The 26,020-nt window shown below is 67.4% G+C and carries 28 protein-coding genes and 1 tRNA gene; 20 read left to right on the forward strand and 9 right to left on the reverse strand.

The annotated features are described in order from the left end of the window. Positions 1-51: 51 nt before the first annotated feature. Positions 52-1,419, forward strand: a complete 1,368-nt coding sequence (locus ASE96_RS00055) for an FAD-binding oxidoreductase (RefSeq protein WP_056424286.1) — start codon at positions 52-54, stop codon at positions 1,417-1,419. A gap of 66 nt (positions 1,420-1,485) precedes the next feature. Here ASE96_RS00055 and ASE96_RS00060 read toward each other — a convergent pair whose 3' ends face one another. The 4 genes from ASE96_RS00060 to ASE96_RS00075 all read right to left on the reverse strand — a co-directional run bounded on the left by ASE96_RS00060 (position 1,486) and on the right by ASE96_RS00075 (position 6,722). Next, the gene (locus ASE96_RS00060) at positions 1,486-2,922 is read right to left on the reverse strand and encodes a DUF4032 domain-containing protein (RefSeq protein ID WP_056424289.1); all 1,437 of its coding nucleotides are present in this window, start codon (positions 2,920-2,922) and stop codon (positions 1,486-1,488) included. A 135-nt stretch (positions 2,923-3,057) separates the two neighbouring features. Beyond that, entirely contained in the window at positions 3,058-4,140 is a 1,083-nt protein-coding gene (locus tag ASE96_RS00065; RefSeq protein ID WP_056426461.1) for an ABC transporter ATP-binding protein, read from the reverse strand. 259 nt (positions 4,141-4,399) lie between these two features. Then, a complete protein-coding gene (otsB, locus tag ASE96_RS00070; RefSeq protein ID WP_056424291.1) occupies positions 4,400-5,212 on the reverse strand; it encodes a trehalose-phosphatase in 813 nt (270 codons plus the stop codon). Then, entirely contained in the window at positions 5,202-6,722 is a 1,521-nt protein-coding gene (locus tag ASE96_RS00075; protein ID WP_056424295.1) for an alpha,alpha-trehalose-phosphate synthase (UDP-forming), read from the reverse strand. Before ASE96_RS00075 ends, otsB begins: the two co-directional genes overlap by 11 nt. A gap of 178 nt (positions 6,723-6,900) precedes the next feature. On the opposite strand from ASE96_RS00075, the gene ASE96_RS00080 reads away from it, so the two are divergent. Both ASE96_RS00080 and ASE96_RS00085 read left to right on the forward strand, forming a co-directional pair. Then, positions 6,901-7,791, forward strand: a complete 891-nt coding sequence (locus tag ASE96_RS00080) for a DsbA family protein (RefSeq protein ID WP_056424298.1) — start codon at positions 6,901-6,903, stop codon at positions 7,789-7,791. A 153-nt stretch (positions 7,792-7,944) separates the two neighbouring features. Then, positions 7,945-8,018 (forward strand) — tRNA-Thr (locus ASE96_RS00085). A 59-nt stretch (positions 8,019-8,077) separates the two neighbouring features. Here ASE96_RS00085 and ASE96_RS00090 read toward each other — a convergent pair. Then, positions 8,078-8,620 (reverse strand): hypothetical protein, encoded by a 543-nt coding sequence (locus ASE96_RS00090; protein ID WP_235500057.1) that lies wholly within the window; start codon positions 8,618-8,620, stop codon positions 8,078-8,080. A gap of 160 nt (positions 8,621-8,780) precedes the next feature. On the opposite strand from ASE96_RS00090, the gene ASE96_RS00095 reads away from it, so the two are divergent. The 3 genes from ASE96_RS00095 (at position 8,781) to ASE96_RS00105 (ending at position 10,521) form a co-directional block, all read left to right on the forward strand. Continuing rightward, positions 8,781-9,272: a GyrI-like domain-containing protein gene (locus tag ASE96_RS00095; RefSeq protein WP_056424301.1), complete on the forward strand. Its 492-nt coding sequence runs from the start codon at positions 8,781-8,783 to the stop codon at positions 9,270-9,272. 142 nt (positions 9,273-9,414) lie between these two features. After that, positions 9,415-9,717 carry a DUF4193 domain-containing protein gene (locus tag ASE96_RS00100; RefSeq protein WP_056424304.1) on the forward strand — a complete coding sequence of 101 codons (303 nt, stop codon included), beginning with the start codon at positions 9,415-9,417 and terminating at the stop codon, positions 9,715-9,717. Positions 9,718-9,975: 258 nt separating this feature from the next. Next, positions 9,976-10,521: an AMIN-like domain-containing (lipo)protein gene (locus tag ASE96_RS00105; protein WP_056424307.1), complete on the forward strand. Its 546-nt coding sequence runs from the start codon at positions 9,976-9,978 to the stop codon at positions 10,519-10,521. A 21-nt stretch (positions 10,522-10,542) separates the two neighbouring features. Here the strand turns inward: ASE96_RS00105 and ASE96_RS00110 are convergent, their stop codons facing one another. From ASE96_RS00110 to ASE96_RS00125, 4 genes are read right to left on the reverse strand one after another with little or no spacing between them, the layout of a single operon-like run. Then, on the reverse strand, positions 10,543-10,950 hold the full coding sequence (locus ASE96_RS00110) for a flagellar assembly protein FliW (RefSeq protein ID WP_056424308.1): 408 nt from the start codon (positions 10,948-10,950) through the stop codon (positions 10,543-10,545). Further along, positions 10,947-11,834, reverse strand: a complete 888-nt coding sequence (gene flgL / locus ASE96_RS00115; RefSeq protein ID WP_056424311.1) for a flagellar hook-associated protein FlgL — start codon at positions 11,832-11,834, stop codon at positions 10,947-10,949. The genes ASE96_RS00110 and flgL overlap by 4 nt, the downstream gene beginning before the upstream one ends. A gap of 4 nt (positions 11,835-11,838) precedes the next feature. Beyond that, positions 11,839-13,251, reverse strand: a complete 1,413-nt coding sequence (flgK, locus tag ASE96_RS00120) for a flagellar hook-associated protein FlgK (protein ID WP_056424314.1) — start codon at positions 13,249-13,251, stop codon at positions 11,839-11,841. A 10-nt stretch (positions 13,252-13,261) separates the two neighbouring features. Then, positions 13,262-13,792, reverse strand: a complete 531-nt coding sequence (locus tag ASE96_RS00125) for a flagellar protein FlgN (protein WP_326951637.1) — start codon at positions 13,790-13,792, stop codon at positions 13,262-13,264. A gap of 230 nt (positions 13,793-14,022) precedes the next feature. Here ASE96_RS00125 and ASE96_RS00130 point away from each other — a divergent pair, with 230 nt between their 5' ends. The 14 genes from ASE96_RS00130 to ASE96_RS00195 all read left to right on the forward strand — a co-directional run bounded on the left by ASE96_RS00130 (position 14,023) and on the right by ASE96_RS00195 (position 26,005). After that, complete coding sequence (locus ASE96_RS00130) at positions 14,023-14,868, forward strand: flagellin N-terminal helical domain-containing protein (RefSeq protein ID WP_056424317.1); 846 nt, start codon at positions 14,023-14,025, stop codon at positions 14,866-14,868. Positions 14,869-15,056: 188 nt separating this feature from the next. Continuing rightward, a complete protein-coding gene (fliD, locus tag ASE96_RS00135) occupies positions 15,057-16,388 on the forward strand; it encodes a flagellar filament capping protein FliD (protein ID WP_056424320.1) in 1,332 nt (443 codons plus the stop codon). Continuing rightward, positions 16,385-16,921 carry a flagellar export chaperone FliS gene (locus ASE96_RS00140; RefSeq protein WP_056424323.1) on the forward strand — a complete coding sequence of 179 codons (537 nt, stop codon included), beginning with the start codon at positions 16,385-16,387 and terminating at the stop codon, positions 16,919-16,921. Before fliD ends, ASE96_RS00140 begins: the two co-directional genes overlap by 4 nt. A gap of 10 nt (positions 16,922-16,931) precedes the next feature. Next, a complete protein-coding gene (locus tag ASE96_RS00145) occupies positions 16,932-17,333 on the forward strand; it encodes a hypothetical protein (RefSeq protein ID WP_156367459.1) in 402 nt (133 codons plus the stop codon). 177 nt (positions 17,334-17,510) lie between these two features. Further along, positions 17,511-17,852 (forward strand): flagellar basal body rod protein FlgB, encoded by a 342-nt coding sequence (gene flgB, locus ASE96_RS00150; protein ID WP_056424328.1) that lies wholly within the window; start codon positions 17,511-17,513, stop codon positions 17,850-17,852. Continuing rightward, positions 17,852-18,244, forward strand: a complete 393-nt coding sequence (locus ASE96_RS00155) for a flagellar basal body rod protein FlgC (RefSeq protein ID WP_056424331.1) — start codon at positions 17,852-17,854, stop codon at positions 18,242-18,244. Before flgB ends, ASE96_RS00155 begins: the two co-directional genes overlap by 1 nt. Continuing rightward, on the forward strand, positions 18,244-18,549 hold the full coding sequence (fliE, locus tag ASE96_RS00160) for a flagellar hook-basal body complex protein FliE (RefSeq protein ID WP_056424334.1): 306 nt from the start codon (positions 18,244-18,246) through the stop codon (positions 18,547-18,549). The genes ASE96_RS00155 and fliE overlap by 1 nt, the downstream gene beginning before the upstream one ends. Next, on the forward strand, positions 18,549-20,156 hold the full coding sequence (gene fliF, locus ASE96_RS00165) for a flagellar basal-body MS-ring/collar protein FliF (protein ID WP_056424337.1): 1,608 nt from the start codon (positions 18,549-18,551) through the stop codon (positions 20,154-20,156). The genes fliE and fliF overlap by 1 nt, the downstream gene beginning before the upstream one ends. Continuing rightward, positions 20,153-21,169 carry a flagellar motor switch protein FliG gene (fliG, locus tag ASE96_RS00170; RefSeq protein WP_056424340.1) on the forward strand — a complete coding sequence of 339 codons (1,017 nt, stop codon included), beginning with the start codon at positions 20,153-20,155 and terminating at the stop codon, positions 21,167-21,169. The genes fliF and fliG overlap by 4 nt, the downstream gene beginning before the upstream one ends. After that, positions 21,159-21,812, forward strand: coding sequence for a FliH/SctL family protein (locus tag ASE96_RS00175; protein ID WP_056424343.1), 654 nt, complete (start codon positions 21,159-21,161; stop codon positions 21,810-21,812). The genes fliG and ASE96_RS00175 overlap by 11 nt, the downstream gene beginning before the upstream one ends. After that, positions 21,809-23,137, forward strand: a complete 1,329-nt coding sequence (locus ASE96_RS00180) for a FliI/YscN family ATPase (RefSeq protein ID WP_056424347.1) — start codon at positions 21,809-21,811, stop codon at positions 23,135-23,137. Before ASE96_RS00175 ends, ASE96_RS00180 begins: the two co-directional genes overlap by 4 nt. Further along, a complete protein-coding gene (locus ASE96_RS00185) occupies positions 23,134-23,568 on the forward strand; it encodes a flagellar FliJ family protein (RefSeq protein ID WP_056424350.1) in 435 nt (144 codons plus the stop codon). Before ASE96_RS00180 ends, ASE96_RS00185 begins: the two co-directional genes overlap by 4 nt. After that, on the forward strand, positions 23,565-24,242 hold the full coding sequence (locus tag ASE96_RS00190; RefSeq protein ID WP_056424354.1) for a C40 family peptidase: 678 nt from the start codon (positions 23,565-23,567) through the stop codon (positions 24,240-24,242). Before ASE96_RS00185 ends, ASE96_RS00190 begins: the two co-directional genes overlap by 4 nt. After that, entirely contained in the window at positions 24,239-26,005 is a 1,767-nt protein-coding gene (locus ASE96_RS00195; RefSeq protein ID WP_082492500.1) for a flagellar hook-length control protein FliK, read from the forward strand. The genes ASE96_RS00190 and ASE96_RS00195 overlap by 4 nt, the downstream gene beginning before the upstream one ends. Positions 26,006-26,020: the final 15 nt, after the last annotated feature.

The following is a 26,020-nucleotide window of genomic DNA, read 5'->3' on the forward strand; positions in this document are numbered from 1 at the left end:
GTTGGATCCGCGCCTTAGACTGAAGGCCGGATTCGACGAACTGGAGACCGCATGAGCATCATCGACGAGCTCACCTCTGCCCTGGGCCCGGCGAAAGTCGCCCTGGACACGCCCACCCTGACGGCCTATGCCGTGGACCAGGCTCCGGTGCTGGACTACCAGCAGCCGCAGGCCGTGGTGCGTGCCGAATCGGTCGAAGACGTCCAGGCCACCGTCCGCGCCTGCGCCGCGCACGGGGTGCCCTTGGTGGCCCGCGGCGCCGGCACCGGCGTTTCAGGCGGCGCGCACGCCAGCAAGGGCTGTGTTGTGCTGAGCCTCGAACGGATGAACCGCATCCTGGACCTCAACCCGGACGATGAGACGGCCGTGGTGGAACCCGGGGTGGTCAATGCCGACCTCAACACCGCCGCCGCGGTGCACGGCCTCATGTATGCCCCGGACCCGGCCAGCTTCAAGCTATCCACCATCGGCGGCAACGTGGCCACGAACGCCGGCGGCCTGCGCTGCGCCAAGTACGGGGTCACCCGGGACTCGGTGCTGGCGCTCGACGTCGTGCTCGCGGACGGCTCGCTCATCCACACCGGCCACCAGACGTTCAAGGGCGTCGCCGGCTACGACCTCACCGCGCTGTTCGTCGGCTCCGAGGGGACGCTGGGGATTGTCGTCGGCATCACCGTGCGGCTCAAGTACCTCCCGCAGGACGTGCACACTGTGGCCGCCTTCTACCCGGACTTCCGCAGCGCCGCGGCGGGCGTCCTCGCCGTGGGAAAGGCCCGCGTGCAGCCGGCCATCATGGAACTCCTCGACAGCGGCACGCTGGCCCAGCTCGATGAGATCCACGGCTCGGACCTCGCCGCCAGGGGAAAGTCGCTGCTCCTGATCCAGACCGACGGCTTCGGTGCGGCCGCAGAGGCAGCGGCCATCCGGCCGGTCCTCGCGGCCGGCGGGGCCGTGGTGACCATGGAGGCCAGCGCGGAGGCGGAACTGCTGGTGGACCTGCGGCGCAACAGCCGGGGAGTGGAAGTCGACGACGAATACCGCGTGGGTGAGGACGTCGCCGTCCCGCGCTCCCGGCTGGTGGACTACGTCGCCGAGCTTGAGGCCATGGCGGCGGCGAACGGGGTCAAGCTCAAGGTGGTGGCGCACGCCGGGGACGGGAACCTGCACCCCACCTTCTGGGTGGACCGGGTGGATAGCACCGTCGACGCCGACGCCATGGAGCGGCTGGGCGCGGCCCTGGACAAATCCGTCACTGTGGCGCTCGCGATGGGCGGCACCATCACGGGGGAGCACGGGATCGGACAGTTCAAGCTGCGCTGGCTCGGCCTGGAGCAGAAGGAGCCCGTGCGCGAACTGCAGCGCCGGATTAAGGAACTTTTCGACCCGGCCGGGATCCTGAACCCCGGCAAAGCGATCTAGTCCGGCACCGGGATTTAGCCCGGCCGTGCCAGAAACCGGCGGGACGGCGGCCGGCCCGCCGGGAACCTAGTCGTCGGAGTCCGGGTATTCGTCGATGGATTCGTCGGCGCCGTAGCGCGACTCCTCGGTCTCGACCTCCAGAATCTTGAGCAGTCCCGTGTCCGGGTTGAGCATGATGGCCGCCTCGTCGCGGCGGTGGCGCAGCTCGGAGTCAATGTAGGACTGCACGGCTTCGGCCAGCGGGATGTGCCGGTTCTCTTTCTCGGACATGTACCAGCGGTGTTCCAGGATCTCGTGCACAGCCTCCGCCGGCTCCAGCTTCCCGGACAAATCGCGGGGGATGGAACGGACAATCGGTTCGAAGATCTGGCTGACCCACAGGTGGGCGCTGTATTCCTCGTCCATTCCGGGGTTGTTGTCCGCCCGGAAGGAGTCCATGTCGTTCAGGAGCCGGCGGGCCTGGTTTTCCTGCGCGTCCAGGCCGGTCAGGCGCAGCAGCCGGCGCTGGTGGTGGCCGGCGTCCACCACTTTGGGCTGGAGCTGGATGGTGGAACCGTTCTGCGTCGTCTTGATCGCGTATTCCTCGACGTCGAACCCCAGCTCGTTGAGCTTCCGGATGCGGGCCGCCACCCGCCAGCGCTCGCCGATCTCGAACGATTCCTTCTCGGTCAGCTCGGTCCAGAGGCGGCGGTAGCTGTCCATGATGAGCTCGCTCGTGGCTACCGGGTCCACTTTTTCCTCGATGAGCCCGCCGTCGAGGAGGTCCATGAGCTCCCCGGCGATGTTGACGCGGGCGATTTCAAGATCGTATTCGCGCTGTCCCGTGGAGAGGTCCGGATACAGCTCGCCGGTTTCCGCGTCCACAAGGTAGGCGGCGAACGCGCCGGCGTCGCGGCGGAAGAGCGTATTGGACAGCGAGACGTCGCCCCAGTAGAAGCCGATCAGGTGCAGGCGGACCAGCAGCAGGGCCTGGGCGTCGATCAGGCGGGTGAGGGTGTCCTTGCGCAGCATCTGCGAGAAAAGGGCGCGGTACGGCATGGAGAACTTCAGGTGCCGGGTAACCAGCACGGGGTTCAGCGGCCGCCCCTCGGGTGTGGTGCGCCCGGTGATAACGGCGACCGGTTCCACGCACGGGACGTCCAGCCGGGCGAGTTTGCGCAGCATGTGGTACTCGTGGCGGGCCACGTGCTCCGAGGTCTCCTTGATGGCGATGACCGAACCGCCCAGGTGGGCGAAGCGCACGATGTGGCGGGAGATGCCGCGGGGGAGCGCGGCGAGGTATTCCGCCGGCCAGTCCTCCAGGGCGATGTGCCACGGCAGGTCCAGGAGCTCCGGTTCGGTGGCTGCGGCCGTGATGCTCAGGGAACTCGAGGCCACGGAACCCTTGCTGTCATTGGCGCTGGCGGCTTCGAACCGGGGCAGCTTGCCGATCTGACCGTAGTCGGTGGGTTCGTCGTGCCACTGGGCGCCGTTGTCCTCGGTGCTGGAGTTTCGCTCGGTCATAGTCCAATTCTTCCGTACTAAGGGCGCCGGCCCTAACGAATGGTGCGGCAAACGTCTGTTAACGCCCGACGGCGGCCCTCCAGTGGGGAGGACCGCCGTCGGATACGTCGTGCAGGGGCCGGTGGGTGGGTGGGATCAATCGCCCAGGCGCAGACCCGTCTTGGTGTCGAACAGGTGTACGTGGCCTGACTGCGGGCGGACCCAGATGGACTCGCCCTTCATCGGGGGACGGCGGCCGTCGACGCGGGCCACGATGTCGTGGCTCGTGCCGTCCAGCGTGGTGTGGCCGTAGACGTAAGCGTCGGCGCCGAGTTCCTCGACGACGTCGACCTCAACCTGGAGGCCTTCGCCCTCGGCGACCTGCTCGAGGTCTTCCGGGCGGGAACCGAGCGTGACGGTCTGGCCGTGGGCCTCTTCGAGGATGTTGCGCGGTACCGGGTACACGGTGCCGCCGAACTGCACGCCGCCGTCGACGACAGGAAGTTCGAGCAGGTTCATCGCGGGGGAGCCGATGAAGCCGGCCACAAAGACGTTCTTGGGCTTGTCGTACAGGTTGCGCGGGGTGTCGACCTGCATCAGCAGGCCGTCCTTCAGTACGGCGACGCGGTCGCCCATGGTCATGGCCTCGACCTGGTCGTGGGTCACGTAGACCGTGGTGACGCCCAGGCGGCGGGTCAGGGACGCGATCTGCGTGCGGGTTTGGACGCGGAGCTTGGCATCAAGGTTGGACAGCGGCTCATCCATGAGGAAGACCTGCGGGTTACGCACGATCGCGCGCCCCATGGCAACACGCTGGCGCTGACCGCCGGAGAGCGCCTTCGGCTTGCGGTCCAGGTAGGGCTCGAGGTCCAGCAGCTTGGCAGCCTCGCGGACACGCTCGGCGCGCTCTTCCTTGCTGACACCGGCGATCTTCAGTGCGAAGCCCATGTTGTCCGCGACGGTCATGTGCGGGTACAGGGCGTAGTTCTGGAAAACCATGGCGATGTCGCGGTCCTTGGGGGGAACGTCGGTTACGTCACGGTCGCCAATCAGGATCCGGCCGGAGTTGACGTCCTCAAGACCTGCAAGCATGCGCAGGGAGGTCGACTTTCCGCAGCCGGAGGGTCCCACGAGGACCAGGAACTCGCCATCGGCGATTTCAATGTTGAGCTTGTCAACAGCGGGCTTTTCCGTGCCCGGGTACAGACGTGTTGCGTTATCAAAAGTAACTGTAGCCACAGTTATCAATCCCTTCACCGGCAGGTACGTGCCGGACGATCCGTAGTGAATGGTCTTATTGTTCAATTGTTAATTCAGTTGTCAGCACCTGATCGTGCGCATACTCCCCGGCCGAAGCCGAGGAGTATCCAATGACGCCGCACGGTACTTGTGCGCCACATCACAACCTAGAGTATGTCAGATTTTTGCCAAATGGGCCAAAATGTTGCAGATGTCACATGTGATTCGGCCGACTCTGGGTCCGGGATGAGCTATAGAGTCACACGCCGAGGGCGCGCTTCCGCTCCCGCAGCAGGGCCTCCAGCAGTTCGGCAACGTGCACCGGGGCTTCGATCCGGAACTGGGCCTGGGTGAAGTCCAGGCCCACCTTCACGCCGACGTCCCCGGGGAGCAGCCGGGCCAGGGCGTCCTCGTCCGTGGTGTCGTCACCGGCGAAGACCGTGGCGGTGGCGCCGGTCGCCTGGCGCAGGAAGGCTATGCCCTCCCCCTTCGAGGCGTGGATCACGGAGGTCTCCAGGACGCGGTTGCCGCTCTTCAGGAAGACGCCGGGCCGGTCCTGCAGGACGGCCCGGGCCGCGGCGACGGCGTCCTCGGCGACATCGTCCGCGGCCAGCCGGGTGTGCAGCACGACGCCGGCCGGCTTGTCCTCCAGCAGAGTGCCCGGCGCCACCTCCACGATGCCCTCCAGCTCGCGCCGGACCTCGGCGAGCAGGGCGCGACGGTCGTCATCGAGTTCTAGCTCGGCGGACCCCGGGCCCATCCAGACCTCGGCGCCGTGGCTCCCGATCAGCAGGGCCTTCTCGGGGGGAAAAGCGACCGCCCGCAGGCTGTCCAGCGCCCGCCCGGAGATGAGGGCCGTCGTCGTCCGCGGGAGTTCGGTGAGCGCGGCGAAGGCGGCCGCCGAGCGCGGAAGGGACCGAGCGTCCCCGGCATGGTCAACGAGCGGCGCCATGGTGCCGTCAAAATCCATCGCGACCAGCAGGTGCTCCGTCGCGGCGATGGTGCTTATGGCCTCCAGCAGGTCGGGGGACAGCGAGAGGGGGGTCTGCTCCGGTGACAGCTCAGGAGTCATCGCGGATTACCTTTTCTTCCAGTGCGGTCAGGAAATCGGAGGACCAGAGGTCGACGTCGTGGTCCAGGATCTGCTTGCGCATCGCACGCATCCGGCGGGCGGCTTCCGCGGGCTGCATGTTCACGGCCTTCATGATGGTGTCCTTGAGGCCGTCGATATCGTGGGGGTTCATCAGCAGGGCCTGCTTGAGCTGGTCCGCGGCGCCCGCGAATTCGCTCAGCACCAGGGCGCCATCGTTGTTGGTCCGCGCCGTGACGTATTCCTTGGCCACCAGGTTCATCCCGTCCCGCAGGGCGGTGACCAGCATGACGTCCGCCGCCAGGTACAGCGCCACCATCTCATCGATCGGGTAGTTGTGGTGCAGGTAGCGGACGGCGGTGTTCTGCAGGGTGTCATAGGTGCCGTTGATATGGCCCACCGTGCCCTCAACCTCTTCGCGGAGCAGGCGGTACTGCTCCACCCGTTCGCGGCTGGGGCTGGCGACCTGGATGAGGGCGGCGTCCTCCACCGTCACCTTGCCGTCCGCCAGGAGTTCCTCGTAGGCCTTGAGCCGGTGCCTGATGCCCTTGGTGTAGTCAAGGCGGTCGACGCCGAGCAGGATCGTCTTGGGGTTGCCCAGATCCTTGCGGATCTGCCGGGCGCGCTCGATGATTTCAGGCTTCTGGGCGAGTTCGCTGATCTGCTGGACGTCAATCGAGATGGGGAACGCCTGGGCGCGGGCGATATGGGTGGTCTCGCCGTTGCTGCCCTTGACATGGACCTGCTGCTGCTTGACGCTTGCGCCGAGGAAGCGGCGGGCGGAGCGCATGAAGTTGCCGGCATCGCTGCTGCGCTGGAACCCGACCAGGTCGGCGCCGAGCAGTCCGTCGATGATGGCGCGTCGCCAGGGGAGCTGCGCGAAGATCTCCGGCGGTGGGAAGGGGATGTGGTTGAAGAACCCGATTTTCAGGTCCGGACGTGCCTCGCGCAGCATCTTGGGGACGAGCTGCAACTGGTAGTCCTGGACCCAGACGGTGGCGCCGGGGTTGGCGTGGTGGATCACGGCGTCGGCGAACCGCCGGTTGACCTTGCGGTAGGAGTCCCACCAGGTCCGGTGGAACTCAGGCGGCGCAATCACGTCGTGGTAGAGCGGCCACAGCGTGGCGTTGGAGAAGCCCTCGTAGAACAGCTCGATGTCATGGGTGCTCAGCTGGACCGGGACGAGGTCGATGCCGCCATGGCTGAAAGGTTGGACATGCTCATCGGGCGCGCCGTGCCAGCCGACCCAGGCGCCGTCGGTCTTGGTCATCATGGGTGCCAGGGCGGTGACCAGACCGCCGGGGGAGCGGCGCCAGCCGTCCTCGCAGCCCGGCTCGTCCGGGGAGCAGCGGTCCACCGGCAGGCGGTTGGACACCACCATGAAGTCATACTGCGAGTCCGGATCGGTGTCGCTGCTGCCGTGTGCGGCGGTGCCGTGCGCGGACGCGCCTGAGGATTTTGGATCCGATTCGGCGTGTTTCGTGGCCTGCATTGGTGCCCCCTGGGGATTGCTCGTGGCTCCTCTCCACCCTAGCCGGGCGGAATCTTCTGTGCTATTCGTCCGTTGCGACGCGTGAGGGAAGGTTGAAAGCGCAACTTCCCAGTTTTCTCCCCTAAAATGATGAATTGCCACCCAGTGGATCCCACCGGCCGATCGACCCGAGGAACTAATGAGCCCCGCAAACGAACCCCGTCAGTCCAAAACAGAGCGAACTGCCGCGGCCCGCGAGAAAGCCCGTGAGATCCGCGAAGCGCAGCTGAAGAAGGACAAGCGCAACAAGCTGCTGATCGGCTGGGGCATTGTTGCCGCGGTTGTCGCCATCATTGTGGTGGTGGCACTGGTGGTCATGTCGAACATCCAGAACAACGCGCCGGTGGCGGACGAGGGACCCACCCCGGCCAACGGCAACGTGTACGGCGGCGTCACGCTGCTGGCCAACACGGAGGTGGCGAAGACCGAACCGGCCACCGTCAACGTCGCCGACATTCCCGCTCCGGCAGCAACTCCGCCGGCGAAGGTCACCGCGCCCGGCGCTGAAGCCGAGGCCGGCAAGCCGGTGAAGGTGGTCCTTTATATCGACTTCATCTGCCCCGTGTGCAAGAACTTCGAGACCCAGTACAACGAGACCCTCACGAGCCTTCGCAATGAAGGCAAGATCACCGTGGAGTACCGCCCGCTGGGCTTCCTGGACACCCGCTCCACCACCAACTACTCCTCCCGCGCGGCCAACGCGGCGGCATGCGTCGTGAACGAATCGCCGGAGAAGTACGCCGACTTTGTCAATGTTCTCTTTGAGAAGCAGCCTGCTGAAGGCGGCGCCGGCATCTCTGATGATGACCTGAAGACGATGGCCACCGACGTCGGGGCCAAGAGCATCGAGACGTGTGTGGACGAGAAGACCTTCCGCCCGTGGGTCAAGTACACCACCCAGCAGGCTGCGTCCATCGGTATCACCGGGACGCCGACCGTGTTCGTTGAGGGCGAGCAGTGGGGCAAGGGCGAGAGCGCCCAGACCCCGTTCGAGGAGTTCCTCCAGGCCGCCATCGACGCCAAGAAGTAAGCGGAGCACACCGCCAGCAAAACCGCAGGCCCGGTTCCGGATTCTCCCGGAGCCGGGTCTGTTTTTATCACCGGGCATCCGTGGGCTAACCTTATCTAGCGCCATCGCGCCGGGTCCCTCAACGTGTCCCGGTGGCGGCTGGCGCGCAGGAATGCCTCCTTAGCTCAGTTGGCCAGAGCACCGCTCTTGTAAAGCGGGGGTCGTCGGTTCGAATCCGACAGGGGGCCCGAATAGAACCGCGCCGCTACCGGGAATCGTCCCGGTGGCGGCGCGGTTTTGTTTTGCCCTACTTGGCCGTGATTTTGATTCCGGCCACCGCCCCGGTCCAGGCGCCGGTAGGGTCGCTACGGGTCAGTTGCGCGCTGATATACCCCTTCTGCAGCTGGACGACCCGCGTCTGGGTTTCCGAGCAATCGACCTTGAACGACATGTGCTCGGTTCCGGAACCAGTGTCCTGGGCGAGGAAAATTTGGGCCTGAGAGCCGCCAACGCACGTCAAGGTGACCGTGTGCGGGCCGGAGGTCTTCAGCGTTGCGGCTTTGCGGAAGCCGACCCCTGGACCGTCAGCCGGTCCGGCGTCGGCAAGAAGCACGGACCCGGGTGCCCCCGCTAATCGCTTATGCAGCTCGGCGTAGTTGCGAGCTTCCACGCCCAGGACTCCCGGGTCCTTCGCCGGCATGGTGGGCGCAGGTTTGTGGGTTTGCGCCGCCGCCGGCTGCGGATCCCCCATGTCTTCATAGGCGCAGGCACCCAGCCCGACAGCCAGCAATGTGCCAACTACGAGCGCCGCAGCGCAATGGACAGTTTTTGTTCCCCCAGGACCCGACATGTGGTGAGTCTACGGGCGGACATCACGTCCACAGTGCAGGCGGTCACCTCGAGAGCGTCCCGGGGCGTCCCAGGGCCGCCCCCCCGGCATGGGTCCGCAGCCTGCGCCTGCGGGACGTTAGGCCCTAGACCGCGGAAACCGTGGAGCGGAGTCTGGGCTCATGACCGAAGCGAATCCGGAAAAGACGCCGGAGATCAAATCCACCCGACTCGAGGAACAGCCCACCGCGGTCCTGCGCGAAACGGTGCCGATGAACGCACTGAAGGAGTTCTTTGGCCGCGCCTACCAGGCCGTGATGGCGGCAGCCGAGCAGCAGCAGGTCCAGCTGGCCGGACCGCCTTTCGCCCTGTACCACGGGATGCCGACCGACGTCGTGGACGTGGAGGCGGGCTTTCCGGTGGCGGCGCCGCTTCCGTGGCCCGGTGACCACGGGGGAGTGACAGCGGGATCCCTTCCCGCCGGCCGCGCCATGGAAGCCATGCATGTGGGGCCCTACGAGAAGCTCCCCGAAACGTACAAAGCCATCACGGGGAAGATGCAGGCCGCGGGGCTGACCCCGGGGAACGTGATGTGGGAGTACTACCTCACGGACCCGGCCGCCGAACCCGATCCGGGAGCCTGGAAGACACTCGTCGTCTGGCCGGTGGCGTGAGGCGCGCGCGCAGCAGGGCGCGGCCCCGTGACGCAAAGTGTCAGTTTCACCACACTATTCTTCGGCTGCATGGATAATGTCCTAAACTGCTTCACTGAGGTGCCTGAAATGGCGCTGCGCAGCAACGAAAGTGAACCCCCAAATGGCTACCGATTACGACGCACCACGCAAGACAGAAGAAGAGTCTCCCGCTGAGTCGCTGGAGGCCCTTCAGGCGTCCCGTGGCGGCGGCGCGCAGACCGCCGTTATCGACGTCGATGAGAACGACACGGCAGAAGGCATCGACCTTCCCGGTGCCGATCTCTCCGGCGAAGAACTGACGGTCATTGTTGTTCCCGAACAGTCCGACGAATTTACCTGCTCGTCCTGCTTCCTGGTCCGTCACCGGTCCCAGGTGGCCAAGGAAAAGAACGGCATGAAGTACTGCCGCGACTGCGAAGGCTAGGGGACCTTCCACCGCGCGCCGCCACTTCACAGCGCCACCACTTCGCAGCAATGCACCACGAAGCGCCGGAACCCGCGAGGGGTCCGGCGCTTCGCCGTTCCACGACATGTCCCAACAGGAGGACGACGGCGGTGCAACCGTCCCGTAACCGGGCGCGGCGCAGCCTAACGGTTGGGCGCCGATGCCGGATTACCCCTCGATTCGGCGAGGGAACGCTCCTATTCTGGAGCTATCTCAACTCTTGAGGGGGCAGCCCAAATGAAGACGTTCCGGGTGTGGTTTATCGCAATCATGCTGGCGGTTGCATCCGGGCTGGTGGCGCCCGGTCCCGCATCGGCGGCTCCCTACTGCGGGCTGGTGTGGGGATCGCTGGTCAAGTCGAATCCCGCCATGAGCCAGGCCCAGGTGACTAACGTAAGGACCGGCCAGCACTACTGCTTCGACCGGCTGGTCATCGACCTCAACGGGCGCGTTGGCGGCTACACCGTCCGCTACGTTCCGCAGGTAACGCAGGACGGTTCCGGATTGCCGGTCCCGCTGCGGGGCCAGGCGTTTATCCAGGTCACAGTCAACGACCCGGCGTACGACCAGAACGGCAAGTCCACCTACAACCCGGGAAACCGTAAGGAACTGACGAACGTCACGGGCTACCAGACGTTCCGGCAGGTGGCGTGGGCAGGAAGTTTCGAAGGGTATTCCAGCCTCGGCATCGGGGTCCGGGCCCGGCTGCCGTTCCGGGTGTTCGCCCTGGAGGGACCGGCGGCAGGCTCACGTCTGGTGATCGACGTCGCGCATTTCTGGTGAGGCCTGGCACCGGCGGGATCGCTAGAGCGAGTTAAGGTCCGCCCGGAGCGGGTACTCCCGGCCGTCCAGGACCAGCTGGGCGCAGCGGCGGGTTGCCGGGTTCAGCACGATCGGGGCCATGAGGTTCACCGTGGTGGCTTTGGGGGAGTGGTTGAGCACCACCAGCATCTGGAGGTCCTGGTCCTGCTCAAGTTCCAGGGCCTGCAATGTGGCCGCTGGAACCGGCGGGGCGTAGCCCGGCACAAACACGGCGGCGTCGGCGAGGAACAGGCGTACGGGGCTGGGAGAACCGGCCTCAAGGGCATAGAGACCGGTGGCGCCTTCGACGCTGCGCAGAGTGAAGTCATGTGCGTTCTCAAGACCCGGCATGGGCGCGGTGAACGTCACGGGGGTGGTGGTGACGGGGAGATCGGCCACAGGCGTGTTCACCGCAGGAAGTCCATCAGCGTGGGCTGCAGGACCCGCGCCGTGGCGGCCAGGGCAACCTGGTAGTTGGTCTCCTGAAGCTTCAGGTCCATGATGACGCTGCCGAGATCTGCCTTTTCAATGCCGGTCCGCTGGGCATCCAAGGTGGCCTCCAATTCTGTGTTGACGGTGCCGGCACGTTCCAGCTGCGCCTGGCGTGTACCTATCTCAGCACGTCCGTTGACGATGTTCTTAAACGATGTCTCAAGGGGAGCCAGCTGCGAGGTGATGTCCCCGCCGCTGCGGAGTTGCGCGGCGATATTGGCCACCGTGGCGAAGACGGAGCCGGCATCGCTGCCGAAGATCGCTCCGCCGTCGGCGTCGACCCGGACCGTCTGGGTGGCGCTGATGCGCCGTTCCACCGGGCTGATGCCGGCGCCCTGGAACACGGGCGGCGTCGCGGAGCTGAAGGCCGTGGCGGCATCGGAACTGCCGGCGAAGATGTTCCGGCCCAGGTGCTTGCTGTTGGCGACCGAGACAAGATCCTTGTTCAGGGCCTCCAGTTCGAGGGCGATGGCGTCCTTGCCCGACTGGTTCAGCGAGCCGTTGCCGGCCAGCACGGTGAGGTCCTTGATGCGGTGCATCACGTTGGTTGCCTGCTCCAGTGCGGAGTCAGCGGCGGTGAGCCACGTGTTGCCGTCGTCGATGTTCCGGCCGTACTGCGCCGTGGCGGCGAGCAAGGAACGGGTTTCGAGCGCCTTGGCCGTAGCGGCGGGATCGTCCGAGGGGCGGGAGATTTTGTTGAGCGTGGTGGCTTTGTCCTGCAGCTCGGACAGCCGGGCCTGCTGGGTCTGCAGGGTCCGCTGGGCGTTCGCGCTCATGGTCAGGTTTGTGACGCGGTTCAGCATGTGGCTACCTTCCTACCAATCCGGTGCGGTTGATCAGGACGTCCAGGGCTTCGTCGACGGCGGTCATCACCCGGGCCGCGGCCTGGTAGGCGTGCTGGTTGGTGAGCAGGCTGACGTTTTCTTCATCCAGGCTCACGGATGACTGCGAGGCCCGGCTGGTCCGGGCGGAAGCCTGGGCTGCATCGGTGAGCGACTCGTGCTGCTGGGCTGCGCGGGACTGCACCCCGATGTTCGTGACGATCCCTGACCAGACTTTGTCCGGGGAGTTCGCACCGGTGCCGAGCTGCGAGATCTTGTCCGCGATGCTGGTGTCCAGGGCGCCGCCCGTTGAAGATTTGAGGGCGATATTTGCGGTGCTTGTGGGGCCGGCGATGCTCAGTGCGGCGGGTCCTGTGCCGGTGGTGAAGAAGTTGACGCCCTGGACGCCGGCGCCCGTGACACCATCCTTATGGACGAAATTGACCGCCGTGGCGAGGGCGGTCGCGAACCTGTTGTAGGACTCGGCTGCCTCGGCGATGGGGCCTCCGGATCCTCCGGAAGCGGGTGCCAGCACGGAGAGGGCGCCGGCGAGTTCGCCGCCGTCGAGTGCTGCCGTGCCGCCGGGGTTGGTCCACTCGACGCGCGGGGCGTCGGTAGCGGCGTCGGCCATGGCCGTCGCCCCGGCCAGCTTAAGCGTCCGGACGGAGCCGCCGGTCACCAGGGCGTTGCCGCCCACAAGGACGTCCACGGTGCCGTCGGGCTGTTCGCGGACGGTGCCGCCGGCGAGGCCGGCGATCTGGTCCGTGAGCTTGGCACGGGCGTCGATCAGCTCGTTGGCCGATCCGCCGGCCGCGAGCGTCGAGCGGATCGTCGTGTTGTAGGACGCTACCTGCGCGGCTGCCGCGTTGACGGCTGTCACCGCGTCCAGCGCCTCGCTGCGGACACCGCTCCACTGCGAGTCGAGGGCCTTGTAGGCGGAGGAAATCTTGTCCGTCACGGAGTTGGCGGCGGTCAGGAGCAGCCCCTTGGGCCCGGACTCCGTGGGCTGGTTGGCGGCGCCCTGCCACGCGGACCAGAAACCGTGCAGCGCATTCGAAATACCGTTGTCGCCCGGTTCCTGCAGGATGCCCTCGATGCCCTGCAGCGCCGAGGAACGGACAGTGGCGTAGCCGGCCTGCGCGCCCGCCGAGCGGACACCGGCGTCGAGGAAGCTGCTGCCGAGCCGTGAGATGGCGTTCACGGACACACCCTGGCCGGGTTGCAAGGCTCCGCCGCTGAAGAGTCCACGGGCCGGCGCTGCCAGGGAAGACTGATCGACGCGTTGCCGGGTGTAGCCCTCGGTGGCGGCGTTGGCGATGTTCTGCCCGGCCACGTTCATGCCCTGCTGGGCTGCGGTCAGCCCGCGGTAGGCGGTGTTCAGGGCGCCGAAGGTGCTCATGGTGGCTTCCTTAGAATTGCTTGTCGAAGATGCGGGAGGCGGCGGTGTCCCCGGTCTTGCCGTGAGCGTCGTAGGTGCCCGCCGCGGGACGCAGATCCGCCAGCGACTCCTGGGTGGAGCGGACGGCGGTGCGCAGGTACTGCTCGTTGGAGTCGCGCAGTTCCTTGATCAGGGCGGTCTGGCGGGTCAGCGCGGCGAGGTGCGCGGTGAGGATCTCGGCCCAGGCGCCTTCCGGAGCCGCCGCGGCCAGTTCCGCCAGGGACGCGTCCGTGGGGAGGCCCCAGACCTCGGCAACGACGGCGGCCTCGATGGTGCGCGCCAGGCTCGCCTGGGCGAGGTGCCCCAGGACCTGCTCGACTTCCCGGGTGCCGTGGGGCAGCCAGCGGGATTTGCCCGAGGTAAGCAGCAGCTGCTCCTCCTCCAGCTTGAAGGTGAGAACGTCCAGGAGTTCACGCTCCCGCCACAGCAGGGCTGAAAGTTCGTGGATGGCCATGGTCCGGACGGCTCCCTCAAAGGTGACTAATGCGGTGGTGCCGGGCATGCAGTACATAAGGAGTCAGCTGCAGCCTTCAGCAGGGTTCGTAGAAACTATCGGCAGGGGACTGGGATCCGTTAGCGGGAATAAGGCTGATTACAGGCGAAATAGCAAGGAAAAGTGTTCGGAAAAGAATTTCGCAATTTTCCTTACGTGTGTATCGGAAAGGGCGATAACTACTCCTGAAGGCCCACGGATGGGCCATCGCTTACAGTCCCACTCACGGAGGAAACATCATGGGCTTCGTTATCAATAACAACCTTGCGGCCAACAACTCGTACCGCAACCTCAACGCCACCCAGACGGACCTGTCCAAGTCCCTGGAAAAGCTGTCCACCGGCCTGCGCATCAACCGTGCAGCCGATGATGCAGCAGGCCTGTCCATCTCCGAGGGCCTGAAGTCACAGGTCACCGGATCGGCCCAGGCATCCCGGAACGCCCAGGACGGCATCAGCGTCATCCAGACGACTGAAGGCGCCCTGACCGAGGTCCACTCCATCCTGCAGCGCATGCGTGACCTCGCTGTCCAGGGTGCAAACGACACGAACAACGATGATGCCCGCGCAGCCATCAAGAAGGAAGCAGACTCCCTCGGCGAGGAGATGGGGCGCCTCACCGAGGCAACCAACTTCAACGGCATCGACCTGCTCAAGGGCGGCTCACTGAGCATCCAGGTCGGTGCCGGCTCGGTTGCTGCCAACGACCAGATCACCGTCAACCTCGCTGACGTTGCCACGGACGTCGCAGGCCTTTCCGGTGCAGCGGGTGCTGGCGCGGTTGACTTCGACGTGACGGATGCAACTACTGCTGCCACGACGATCTCCTCCATCGACGACGCCATCAAGGCGATTTCGACTTCTCGCTCGGATCTGGGCGCGTCCCAGAACCGCCTCGAGCACGCTGTCAAGTCGCTGAACGTCGCCGGCGAAAACCTGTCTGCCGCTCAGTCCCGCATCGCCGACGTCGACATGGCTCAGGAAATGGTCAAGTTCACCAAGGCCAACATCCTGTCCCAGGCAGGCACCGCAATGCTGGCCCAGGCAAACCAGTCCAGCCAGGGCGTTCTTTCGCTCCTGCGCTAAACCGGTTTCCGGTGGCTCGGTAGTCCAGAAGTAGGGCTGCCACCCTGATCGGACGAAGACTTAATCCCGATCAAGACACTGCGGAAGGGCCGGACGATGAGAGCAATCCATCGTCCGGCCCTTACGCGCAACATCTGAAGTTCCGAACACCAAGCACCAGCAGTCATGTGCGGCAATGAAAGGCAGCGATGGGAATCTCACTCGACGGACTAGCCAGTGGGCTCGATACCACTGCCCTCATCAGCTCCGTGATGCAGGTTGAGGCCATCCCGCAGACGCTGCTCAAGTACAAGTCCCAGGACCTCCAGTCCATGGTGTCCGCGCTGCAGGGCCTCAACAGCAAGGTGGCCGCGCTCGCCACCCAGGCCACCGCCGCCGCCAAGCCCGGCGCACTGGACCTCAACACCGCAACCACAACCAGCGACAAGGTCACCGCCACCCCCACGGCGGCCGCCAAGGCCGGATCCATCGACTTCCAGGTCACCAAGCTGGCCCAGACCCAGGTCACCGTCACACCCAAGGTCAACGCCGTAGTCGGCTGGCCGTACACCACCATGACCATCAACAGCGGTGGGCAGGCTTATACGATCGAGCCGCTCACGAGCAACCTCGACGACGTCGTGAAGTCCGTCAATGCGGCCGGAGCGGGCGTGACCGCCAGCAAGGTCGCCGTCGGCGCCGGCGAATACCGCCTGCAGTTCACCGCCACGAAGTCCGGCGAAGCCGGGGCCTTCACCATCAGCGATCCCGGCACCACGTTCACCGACGTCAAGGCTGCACAGGACGCCGAAATTTCCCTCTGGCCCGGCACCGCCGCAGCCCAGTCGGTGAAGTCCTCGACGAACACCTTCACCGATCTCCTCCCGGGCGTGTCCATCACCGCCAAAGAAGTGACCGCCGCTCCCGTGACGCTCACCGTGGCCCGCGACGACGCCGGCATCACCAAACTCGCGTCCGGGCTCGTCGAAGGTGTGAACAGCATCTTCTCCTACGTGGCCAGCAAAACCGCCGTCACCAGCACCACCAACACGAGCGGCACGTCGACCACTGCCGGCATCTTCGCCGGCGACAGCGCGGTGCGCTCCGTGAACCAGAACATCCTGTCCGCGGCCTCCTTGCCGGTGGGCACCCCGCCGCGGTCGCCGTCGGAAATCGGCATCAGCATCACCAAGACCGGCACCATGGAGTTTGACGAGAAGAAGTTCTCGGCAGCCCTCGCCGCCGACCCGGCCGGCACCGCCGCCAAGGTCCAGGAGATCGCCACGCGTGTTGCCGCGGCCGCGACCACGGCGTCCGACAAGTACGACGGCACGCTCACCAAGAAAATCACCGGCCAGCAATCCGAAGTCCGTGACCTGGCCGACCGGATCAGCGATTGGGACACCCGGCTCGAATCCCGCAAGGCCACGCTGCAGCGCACCTACTCCGGTTTGGAAGTGGCCCTCAGCAACATGCAGGCGCAGCAGTCCTGGCTCACCGCCCAGCTGGGCGGCCTTTCTTCAGGAAGTAACTCAGCATGACCACCAGTTATGGCAACGGCTTCGGCAGTGCCGCCCAGCGGAACCAGTACCTCGCCGACTCCGTCCTCTCGGCGCCGCCGGCTCGCCTCCTCACCATGCTCTACGACCGGCTCCTGCTGGACCTGGGCCGGGCCGAGAGCGCGCAGCAGTCGGCCAACTGGCCGGTCGCGTCGGAGAACCTCCTCCACGGCCAGGCCATCATCGCCGAGCTGATCTCCTCGCTCAAGACGGATGCCTGGGACGGCGCCGACGGTCTTCTGGGCCTCTACAACTACGCCTTCACCGCCCTGGTCAACGCAAACATCCAGCGCGATCCGGCACTGACCCGCGAAGCCATTGAACTCCTGGAACCCCTGCGCCAGGCCTGGCATGAGGCCGCCGCCGCGGCTCCCGCGCCGTCGGCAGCCCCCGCAGCTGCTGCAACGGCGGGCTATGGAGCCGCCACAGCCTTCCCCGCCGCCACAGGGTTCTCCGCTGCCGGCGCCTGGAACACCCAGCCCGGAACAGGTGGCGGGAGTCTCGGCTTTGGGTAACCACACGGAGGTGGAGACCGGCTTAGGGGGAGCCGGCATCCAGGACTCCGAATCCACCCCGCCGCCTCACACGGACACCGCCCTGGCGGCCTGGAATGCCATCCTGGATGTGCTGGAGATGGCCGTGGGCGCCGCCGAGCGCACACTGAAAGACCCGCTTGGCCCGCTCTCCGTCGCGCCCCAGTCGGGGGTTGAGCCCCTGCCCGAGAAACGCTGGCAGCCGCCGGTATCCCCGGGACCGCTTCCGGCGGGAGCCCGCCGCCGCGCGCTCGCATTGTCGGCCGCGCAGGAGCGCGTCGCCAGGAAGCTGGAAGAAGCCCGCATGGACGTCGCCAGGCAGCTGCACGCGGTCTCTTCCGTTCCCGGCGTCGGTGATCCCTCCGGAGCCATCTACCTCGACGTCAACGGCTGACCGCCCCGGCAGGATACCCGGCGAGGGCCGGCAAAACACACAGCGAAGAAACCTGCAAAAAACCTTTCATACTTTCTGCTAACGCGCGGCTGACCAGTGCCGATAACCACTGATAGAGCACGGATCGCTCGTTTAACGGCCACGGATCGGCCACCCCACCATCCCAGGCAGGACTCTGTGCTCGAATCCGTGACTTCCGCCGCCTTGGCCAGCGCCATGGACGGCCTGGCGCTGCGCCAGCGCGCCATCGCGAACAACATCGCGAACGTCAACACGCCGAATTACCACGCAAAGCGTGTCAGCTTCGAGGCGGCCCTCGCAGACTCCGTCAGGTCCGGTGACGGCAGCGTCGGCGCCACCACAGGCACCTCGCTGGAGCCCACCGGGTTGAACGGCAACAACGTCAACCTGGACACCGAGACCCTGTCCAACATCGACACCGTGCTGCGCTTCCAGTTCGCCGCCCGGGCCATCGGCGGGGAATTCAATGCAGTCCGCGCCGCGATGAGGACCAACTAATGACGTTCGACGCAATCGGCATCGCCGGGTCGGCACTGACCGTACACCGCAAATGGCTGGACTCCGTCTCGGACAACCTTGCCAACATGAACAACGTCTCCCGCACCAGCGGACCGGCGTTCCAGGCCAAGTACGTCGAGGCCGCCGAAGGCGCGGAGGGCTCGGGCGTCTACGTCAAGAGCACCCAGCTCGGCAACGGCGAGGGCCGGATCGTTCACCAGCCGGACCACCCCCTGGCGGACGCCGACGGCAACGTGAAGTACCCGGACATTGACATGGCCGAACAGATGGGCGCCCTCATCATCGCCCAGCGCGGCTACCAGGCAAACGCGCAGGTAGTGGACCGCGCCCGTGAAAGCTACCTGGCCGCCCTTGAGATTGGAAGATCCTGATGCCTGTTTCCCCGATCGCCCCCGTCCAGGGCGTCATGCCCACCGACTACCTGTCCGGAGCGGGTGCCGCTACCGGCACTGACGGCTCCGCCTTCGGCGCCTCCCTCACCGGGGCGGTGGACAACCTCCAGCAGCTTCAGTCGACGTCGAAGGAGCTCGCTGTCTCCGCTGTCACCGGCAACCTGGACGACATCCACAACGCCACCCTCGCGGCCAGCCGCGCCCAGATCACCCTTGAACTCGTGGCCACCATGCGCAACAAGGGCGTTGACGCCTTCAACGAGATTATGAGGATGCAGGCCTGATGCCTCCGCAGATTACCGTCTTCTTCCAGCGCTTCGGCGCGGGCCTCAAAGGATTCACCGCCGGCCAGCGCACCATCGCCGTGATCGGCGCCGCGCTGCTGGTGGTGGGCATCATCGCGCTCTCCGCCTGGCTGTCCAAGCCCGCCCTGACGCCGCTGTTCTCCGGCCTCAAGGACACCGACGCCAACGGCATCGTGGAGCAACTGCGCGCGGACAACGTGCCGTATGAGCTGAGCGACGGCGGCTCCACCATCCTGGTGCCGCAGGACAAGGTCTACGACGAGCGCCTCAAGGCCGCCGCCGCCGGCCTGCCCACGGCCGCCGCCACCGGCTACTCCCTGCTGGACAAAATGGGGGTCACCTCCTCCGAGTTCCAGCAGTCCGTCACCTACAAGCGGGCCCTCGAAGGGGAACTCGCGAGCACCATCTCCGCCATGGACGGCGTACAGACCGCCGCAGTCCGCCTCGCGATTCCGGAAAAGACCGTTTTCGTGTCCAAAACCCCGGACACCACCGCCTCCGTCTTCGTGGAGACGGCCCCCGGCTCCACCCTCTCCGGCGACAAAGTCCAGGCGATCGTGCACCTGACGTCGGCCGCCATCGAAAACCTCAAGCCCGCCAACGTCTCCGTTGTCGACTCGCAGGGCAACGTCCTGTCCTCCGTCGGCGGCGCCGCGGCGGGGTCCGCTTCCAAGCAGGCCTCCGACTACCAGCAGCGCACCTCCGACGCCGTCAAGGCCGTTATGGACCGCGTCGTTGGCCCCGGCAACTCCACCGTGGCGGTGGCCGCGGACATCACGGGCGAATCCGCCCAGCAGAAGAGCGAAACCTTCACCAACGCTCCGGGCGCCCTGCCGCTCAGCGAGTCCTCCAAAACCGAGAAATACACCGGTACCGGAGGAGGCGCCGCGGGAGTCCTCGGCCCGGACAACATCGCCGTTCCCGGCGACACCAGCGGAAACGGCAGCTTCGACTCCTCCACCGAGACCAAGAACAATGCCGTCAACAAGATCACTGAGGACCGTGTGATCCCGGCCGGCGCCGTGAAACGGCAGACCATCTCGGTGGCCGTCGACCAGGCCGCCGCCGGCGGACTCAACGTCGCCTCGCTGACCTCACTCGTCACCGCCGCCGCCGGAGTCGACGCCGCCCGCGGCGACGTCGTGACGGTCGAAGTGGTGCCGTTCAGCACCGCCGCGGCGGACCAGGCTGCCGCCTCCCTCGAAGCGGCCAAAGCCGAACTCGAAGCCCAGAAGCAGTCAGCCTTCTTCACTACCCTCATCACGGCGGGCAGCATCCTGCTGGGACTGCTCATCCTGGCCCTCGTCATCGCCATCGTCCTGCGCCGCCGGCAGAAGCGCGAACCGGTGGACCTCGGCGAACGCCTCGACCTGGAGATGATGCCGGTCATGCCCACGGTCACGGCGCTGCCGCCGGCACCCGCGACGTCGGCCATCCCGCTCACCGCCCTGCCCCCAATTGTGCCGCCGCCGGCCCAGGTGGAGGCCGAGCGCCGCCGCTTCGAGATCGACAGCATGGTCGCCTCCAACCCGGAAAAAGCGGCCGACTACCTGCGCGGCCTCATGGATGACAGGCAGCCGGTATGAAACTAGCCGATTCGACCCTCACCGGAACCCAGCGTGCCGCCGTCGTTCTTATGCAGATGAGCCCGGCCAACGCCGCCAAGGTGATGGCCCAGTTCAACGACGCCGAGGCCGAGGACATCGCCGCGGAAATCGTCCGCCTGCGGAAGGTGGATCCGGAAGTCGCCGAGCAGATCATGAAGGACTTCCACGAAGCCGCGATGTCCAGCCCCCGGCAGGCCCGTGGCGGCCGCGAGCTGGCCGAAGGCCTCCTGGAGGCATCCTTCGGCTCGGAAAAGGCAGCCGGGCTGCTCAACCGGCTCACGGTCAACATGGCGGGCAAGTCCTTCGAATTCCTCGAGGACATTGAACCGGTCCAGATCCTTGCCCTGATCGACGGCGAACTGCCGCAGACCATCGCACTGGTGCTGGCGCACCTTAGCCCGCGCAAGGCCTCGGCCGTGATGTCCGGGCTGCCCGGCTCGCTGCGGGCCGACGTCGCCCTGAGCATCGCGACCATGGGTTCCGGCGCGCCCGAGGCCATCGGGATTGTGGCCGACACCCTCAAACTGCGCGGCGGCGCGGCCGTCTCGCAGCAGGCGTCCAAGGTGGTGGGCGGCATCCAGCCGCTGCTGGAAATCATCAACCGGACCGACGCCGGCACGGAACGTTCCGTGCTGGACGGCCTGGACCTGCTGGATCCGGACCTCGCCGTGGAAATCCGCGCCCAGATGGTCACCTTCGACGACATCGTGAAGCTGGAACGCCGCGACGTGCAGCTGGTCCTCCGCGGCCTGGACGCGTCCGTGCTGGCCGTCGCCATGAAGGGCGCCTCGGAACCGGTCCTGGAGACCATCACCACCAACGTTTCCGGCCGCAACCTGGAAATCCTCGAATCCGAGATCGCCGCCCTGGGCCCGCTGCGGGCCTCGCAGATCGAAGAAGCCCGTGCCGCCGTGGTGCGTTCCATCCGCGAGCTCGAGGCCGACGGCCAGATCACCATCCAGCGCGGGGACGAAGAGGACTATGTTTACTGACGGGGCCGCGACCGACAGCGCCCCGGCACGGATTGTCTTCCCCTCGCTCCGCTCGAGCGGACCCGCCAGCGAACAGGCCGGCTACACCGAAGGCCACGCCGCCGGCTATGCGGCCGGGGTCCGGGCCGCCGCCAAGGAACAGCGCCGCTGGCGCGACCGCATGTCCGCCGAGCAGGCCGCCTCACTGGCCGCCGGGCAGCAGGACCTCGATCGCGCGGTCCGTGCCCTGGCCGTGGCGCGGACGGACTTCTCACACCGCAACGTCCAGGCGCTGCACGACGCCGAGGAGGTCCTGGCCCGCACCGCGCTGGAACTCGCCGAGGCCATCCTGGGCTACGAACTGGCCGAGGGCACCAGGACGGCCCGCGCCGCCCTGGACCGCGCCCTGTCCGGAAACGATGCCGCCACAGTGCTGGCCATCCGGCTGAACCCGGCCGACATCGCGGTCCTGGCCAAGGAAGGCCAGGACTTGCCCGCCGGCCTGCCACTGCTCGCGGACCAATCGCTTAACCGCGGCGACGCCAAGGTCGAATACCAGCAAGGCTGGCTCGACGCGAGCCTCGGCAGCGCCCTGGCACGCGCCCGCGCAGCGCTTTTGGGCGACCAGGACTGGGACGAGAATTCGCAGGGGGACCAGCGATGATCGCCGACTGGCGTCCCAAGGGAGCCGACTACGCCGCGGCACTGCGCGCCGCCGCCCCGCAACGGGTAGGCGTCGTCACCTCGGTCATGGGCCTTGGCCTTGAAGTATCCGGACTGGACTGCGCCCTGGGCGACCTGGTGACCGTCGGCTCCAACCCGGGACTGGACGCCGAGGTGGTCGCCGCCCTGGACAGCTCCGTGCGCTGCATGCCGCTGGGCCGGCTGGCCGGCATCGCGGCGGGCGATCCCGTCCGGGCCAAGGGCGGCGCCGTCCTGGTCCCCACCGGATCAGGGCTCTTTGGCCGCGTCCTCGACGGCCTCGGCCGGCCCATCGACGGCAAGGGCCCCCTCACCAGCGGACCCCGCGTGCCGATCGACAACGAAGCCCCGAACGCCATGAAACGCGCCCGCATCGGTACACCCCTGCAGACCGGCGTCCGCGTCCTGGACACCATGACCACCCTCGGCAAGGGACAGCGCATGGGGCTCTTCGCCGGTTCCGGCGTCGGAAAGTCGTCCCTGCTCTCGATGATCGCCCGCGGCACGGACGCGGAAGTCTCGGTGATCGCCCTCGTGGGGGAGCGCGGCCGTGAAGTCCGCGAGTTTCTCGAGGACGACCTCGGACCTGCCGGCCTGGCCCGTTCCGTCGTTGTGGTCGCCACCTCGGACGAACCCGCCCTGATGCGCATGCGCGCGGCGTTCACCGCGACGCGGATCGCCGAATCCTTCCGCGACAACGGCCAGGACGTGGTCCTGATGATGGATTCCCTCACCCGCGTGGCGATGGCCCAGCGGGAGATCGGCCTCTCCGCCGGCGAGCCCCCCGCCACCCGCGGCTACCCGCCGTCGACCTTTTCCATCCTGGCCCGGCTGCTGGAACGCGCCGGCACCGCCGAGACCGGCTCCGTCACGGGCATCTACACCGTGCTGGTGGACGGCGACGACCACAACGAACCGATCGCCGACGCCGCCCGCTCCATCCTGGACGGCCATGTGGTCCTGGACCGGAAGCTCGCCGTCACCGGGCACTTCCCCTCGGTGGATGTACTCGGCTCGGTCTCCCGCGTCGCCACGAAGGTCAACGCCCGCCCGCACCTTGACGCGGCGGCGACCCTGCGGCGCGTCCTCGCAGCCCGCAAGGCCGCGCAGGACCTGATCGACGTCGGCGCTTACCAGGCGGGCACCAACCCGCTGGTGGACGCGGCCCTGAACCACGAGCAGGACATCAGCACCTTCCTGCAGCAGCCGATGGACGAATCCACGGCACACCCCGAGTCCTGGCAACGGCTCACCCATCTCACGTCGATCCTGGGAGCAGCAGCATGAACCGCCAATTCCCCCTGGCAGGGCTCCTGCGCCTCCGCCAGCTCCAGCAAGACCAGGCTGCCACCGGGCTGGCCGGTGCCCGCTCGCGTTCCAGCTCCGTGCGGGCGCGCGAAGCAGCCGCACGCCGTGACCTCGCCGAGGGAGACGCGCCCGTTTCGGGCTCCGCGTCCCTGCGGGCTGTGGCCGCGGCCCGGTCCTCGTCCCACAGCATGCTCGCGGACCTGCAGAACCTCTCGAGGATCGCGGAGACCGAGGAGGCCACGGCGCGCCAGGAGTTCATCGCCGCCCGCACCCGTTCCGTCGGCCTGGAGAAGCTGCAGGCCCGCCACGACGCCGAGGTGTTGACCGCGGACCTGCGCGCCGAACAGTCGGCCCTGGACGAGATCGCCTCCACTGTCTGGCACCGCGAAGAGCAGGAGGTGAGGTCATGAGCATGACCGAGGCTATCGGCCGGATGCAGGGCATCCAATCGATGATCGCTGAATTGTCACGTCCCGCGGCCTCGGAGGCCAACACCACCGCGCTGAAGTCGGCGGCGTCGACGTCGCTCGCCACCGGTACCGGAAACGGAGACGCCGGGTCCTTCACCGAAGCGCTGACCGCGGCACTGGGCGGAACCAACGGGACCGACGTGTCCTCCCTCGCCAACAGCCTGGGGCTGGGCGGCACGTCTCCGATCGGTGCGCTGAAGGGCATCACGCCGCCCGCCACCGTTCCAGCCGCAGGCACGGCGACTGGCAACGACGTCGTGGCCGTGGCTAAGAAGTACATCGGTGTCCCCTACGTCTGGGGCGGAACAAACCCGGCCACCGGGATGGACTGCTCCGGCTTCACCCAGCGGGTCTTCAAGGACCTCGGCGTTGAGATTCCCCGCGTGGTCAGTGACCAGATGCGCCAGGGCACTCCGGTGGCGTCCCTGGCCGAGGCAAAGCCCGGCGACCTGCTGGTGAGCTTCGGCGGGGACCACATCTCCATCTACCTGGGCAACGGCAAGGCCATCGACGCACCCGTCCCCGGCAAAACCATCCAGATCCGTGACGCCTGGGAACAGCACTCCAACCTGACCTCCATCCGGCGCATCGTCCCGGCCGGGACGGCGTCATGAAAGGCATGGATCTGGGAACCGCGCTGTCCGTGCCGGTCCAGGGCCGCGGCGGCCAGGAGGGCGCACGCCCGCAGCCTGCCGCCGGGCGCCAGAACACCACGGCGTTCGCGGCAATGCTCCACGACGTTCAGGGCACAGCTGACTCAGCGCCGGGGCCCACCCCCGACACCGGCAGTGCCGTGGCCGATGACGCACAGATCAACGCTCCTTCCGGCGCCCCGGCCCAGCCGCCAGCCGGGGGAGCCGACGTCGGATCGGCGACGGCGCAGGATCCTGCCGCCGTGACCAACGCAGAGGCCAGCGCCGCCGGCAACCTGGTTCCGAACGCAGCCGCCAACGCGGCCTCGCTTCTGGGCGCCCCCACCCTGGCCGCCGTCCGTGAACTGCCCGCCGACGGGCGGGCCGGTCAGCCGCACGCTCTGGCGGCTGTTCCCGGCGTCACGTCAGTTGCCGGGGTTCCGGCGACCGGCAGCCCGGAGCACTCTGCGGCGCACCCCGCCGAGCCCGTAGCGGCGGCGCCGGTGCCGACGTCCGGACCCGATCCCCGGTTTGCCTCAGCAGCAGGACCGCAGGCTGGAACCGTTCAGCCCGGAGGCGTTCAGTCCGGAACAGCGCAGCCCGGAACAGCGCAGGCGGCGGTGGCGGCGAGCGAACAGATCACCGGAATGCGTTCCGGCCAGGCACTTCCCGCTGCGGGTGGACCCGCCGCGGTTGCCGGCGCCAGTGCCGCCGGCAGGGTGCCGGACGGCAGCGCGGCGTCAGCTGCCTACCCGGCGCAGCAGCCTGCCGGCACTCAGAACCCCTCCTCGGCTCCTTCCAAGGCCTCAACCGCGGCGCCCGCCCCAGGCCCGGGCACCACCGGCACGGCCCAGGAGTCCTTGCCGGTGCAAACCGTTGCCCCGGCTACTGCGGCAACTCCGGCAGTACCAACAGCAGCGGCGCTGGCGTCACGCGCGGGAACAGCGTCGCCAGCCTCACCGGCCTTGGCCTCAGCACCGTCGGCCGCCGTCGCGGGTCCCGCCGCGGCCGCAAGCACCGCCGCATTTCTCCCGGGCGCTGCTCTCCCGGGCGCTGCGCTCGCCGAGGGCGGCGGGTCCGGTGTCCGCCCCGAATCCACCCCGGCGGCCGCTCCCGCCGCTGCACCGGCTGCTGCACCCGCGCCGGCTCCCGCCGACGCGCTCGCCGCAGCTGGAAGCGCTGCCGCCGCGCCGCCGGCCAGCCAGCCGACGTCGTCCGCCGCTGCGCCACAACCTCCAGCTCCAGCGGCGCCCCAGCCGGGCGCCACGCTCCAGCCGCAGGTGGCGAAGCCGCTCTTCACCCTTGCCGGGGCACCGCAGGGACAGCACATCATGACGCTGCAGGTGACCCCGGAGGATCTTGGCCCGGTGACGGTCCGGGCGCAGATCGATGCCGCCGGCGTGCGGATCGAGCTCTTCGCCCCGGGCGACGCCGGGCGTGAGGCCATCCGCGGGATCCTGCCAGAACTCCGCAAGGAACTCGCTGATGCCGGATACGGGGCAAGCCTGGACGTTTCCGAGCACAGCGGGCCGGGCAGCGCCGCGCGGGACGGCACCGGCCAGGACGGCACCGGCCGGGACGGAACCGGCCGGGACGGGCGGGACTCTGGTTCGGCGCCGGGAAACCGCAACGGCCCGGGCGATCAACGCCCCGGCCACCGCTGGGACGCCCTGGCCGACGGCGCGGCCCTGCTCAACGCCAGGACCCTGAACGGCCCCCAAACCACCCTCGACATTCTTGTCTGACACGAAGGAACGCGA

Origin of the sequence: Arthrobacter sp. Leaf69, assembly GCF_001422645.1 — a bacterium.
Classification (GTDB): domain Bacteria; phylum Actinomycetota; class Actinomycetes; order Actinomycetales; family Micrococcaceae; genus Arthrobacter.

Bases quoted from the DNA above. Each gene is read 5' to 3' on its own strand.
- ASE96_RS00055 (WP_056424286.1), top strand. From the start codon at position 52: ATGAGCATCATCGACGAGCTCACCTCTGCCCTGGGCCCGGCGAAAGTC.
- ASE96_RS00060 (WP_056424289.1), bottom strand. From the start codon at position 2,922: ATGACCGAGCGAAACTCCAGCACCGAGGACAACGGCGCCCAGTGGCAC.
- otsB (WP_056424291.1), bottom strand. From the start codon at position 5,212: ATGACTCCTGAGCTGTCACCGGAGCAGACCCCCCTCTCGCTGTCCCCC.
- ASE96_RS00075 (WP_056424295.1), bottom strand. From the start codon at position 6,722: ATGCAGGCCACGAAACACGCCGAATCGGATCCAAAATCCTCAGGCGCG.
- ASE96_RS00080 (WP_056424298.1), top strand. From the start codon at position 6,901: ATGAGCCCCGCAAACGAACCCCGTCAGTCCAAAACAGAGCGAACTGCC.
- ASE96_RS00090 (WP_235500057.1), bottom strand. From the start codon at position 8,620: ATGTCGGGTCCTGGGGGAACAAAAACTGTCCATTGCGCTGCGGCGCTC.
- ASE96_RS00095 (WP_056424301.1), top strand. From the start codon at position 8,781: ATGACCGAAGCGAATCCGGAAAAGACGCCGGAGATCAAATCCACCCGA.
- ASE96_RS00100 (WP_056424304.1), top strand. From the start codon at position 9,415: ATGGCTACCGATTACGACGCACCACGCAAGACAGAAGAAGAGTCTCCC.
- ASE96_RS00105 (WP_056424307.1), top strand. From the start codon at position 9,976: ATGAAGACGTTCCGGGTGTGGTTTATCGCAATCATGCTGGCGGTTGCA.
- flgL (WP_056424311.1), bottom strand. From the start codon at position 11,834: ATGCTGAACCGCGTCACAAACCTGACCATGAGCGCGAACGCCCAGCGG.
- flgK (WP_056424314.1), bottom strand. From the start codon at position 13,251: ATGAGCACCTTCGGCGCCCTGAACACCGCCTACCGCGGGCTGACCGCA.
- ASE96_RS00125 (WP_326951637.1), bottom strand. From the start codon at position 13,792: ATGCCCGGCACCACCGCATTAGTCACCTTTGAGGGAGCCGTCCGGACC.
- ASE96_RS00130 (WP_056424317.1), top strand. From the start codon at position 14,023: ATGGGCTTCGTTATCAATAACAACCTTGCGGCCAACAACTCGTACCGC.
- fliD (WP_056424320.1), top strand. From the start codon at position 15,057: ATGGGAATCTCACTCGACGGACTAGCCAGTGGGCTCGATACCACTGCC.
- ASE96_RS00140 (WP_056424323.1), top strand. From the start codon at position 16,385: ATGACCACCAGTTATGGCAACGGCTTCGGCAGTGCCGCCCAGCGGAAC.
- ASE96_RS00155 (WP_056424331.1), top strand. From the start codon at position 17,852: ATGACGTTCGACGCAATCGGCATCGCCGGGTCGGCACTGACCGTACAC.
- fliE (WP_056424334.1), top strand. From the start codon at position 18,244: ATGCCTGTTTCCCCGATCGCCCCCGTCCAGGGCGTCATGCCCACCGAC.
- fliF (WP_056424337.1), top strand. From the start codon at position 18,549: ATGCCTCCGCAGATTACCGTCTTCTTCCAGCGCTTCGGCGCGGGCCTC.
- fliG (WP_056424340.1), top strand. From the start codon at position 20,153: ATGAAACTAGCCGATTCGACCCTCACCGGAACCCAGCGTGCCGCCGTC.
- ASE96_RS00175 (WP_056424343.1), top strand. From the start codon at position 21,159: ATGTTTACTGACGGGGCCGCGACCGACAGCGCCCCGGCACGGATTGTC.
- ASE96_RS00180 (WP_056424347.1), top strand. From the start codon at position 21,809: ATGATCGCCGACTGGCGTCCCAAGGGAGCCGACTACGCCGCGGCACTG.
- ASE96_RS00185 (WP_056424350.1), top strand. From the start codon at position 23,134: ATGAACCGCCAATTCCCCCTGGCAGGGCTCCTGCGCCTCCGCCAGCTC.
- ASE96_RS00190 (WP_056424354.1), top strand. From the start codon at position 23,565: ATGAGCATGACCGAGGCTATCGGCCGGATGCAGGGCATCCAATCGATG.
- ASE96_RS00195 (WP_082492500.1), top strand. From the start codon at position 24,239: ATGAAAGGCATGGATCTGGGAACCGCGCTGTCCGTGCCGGTCCAGGGC.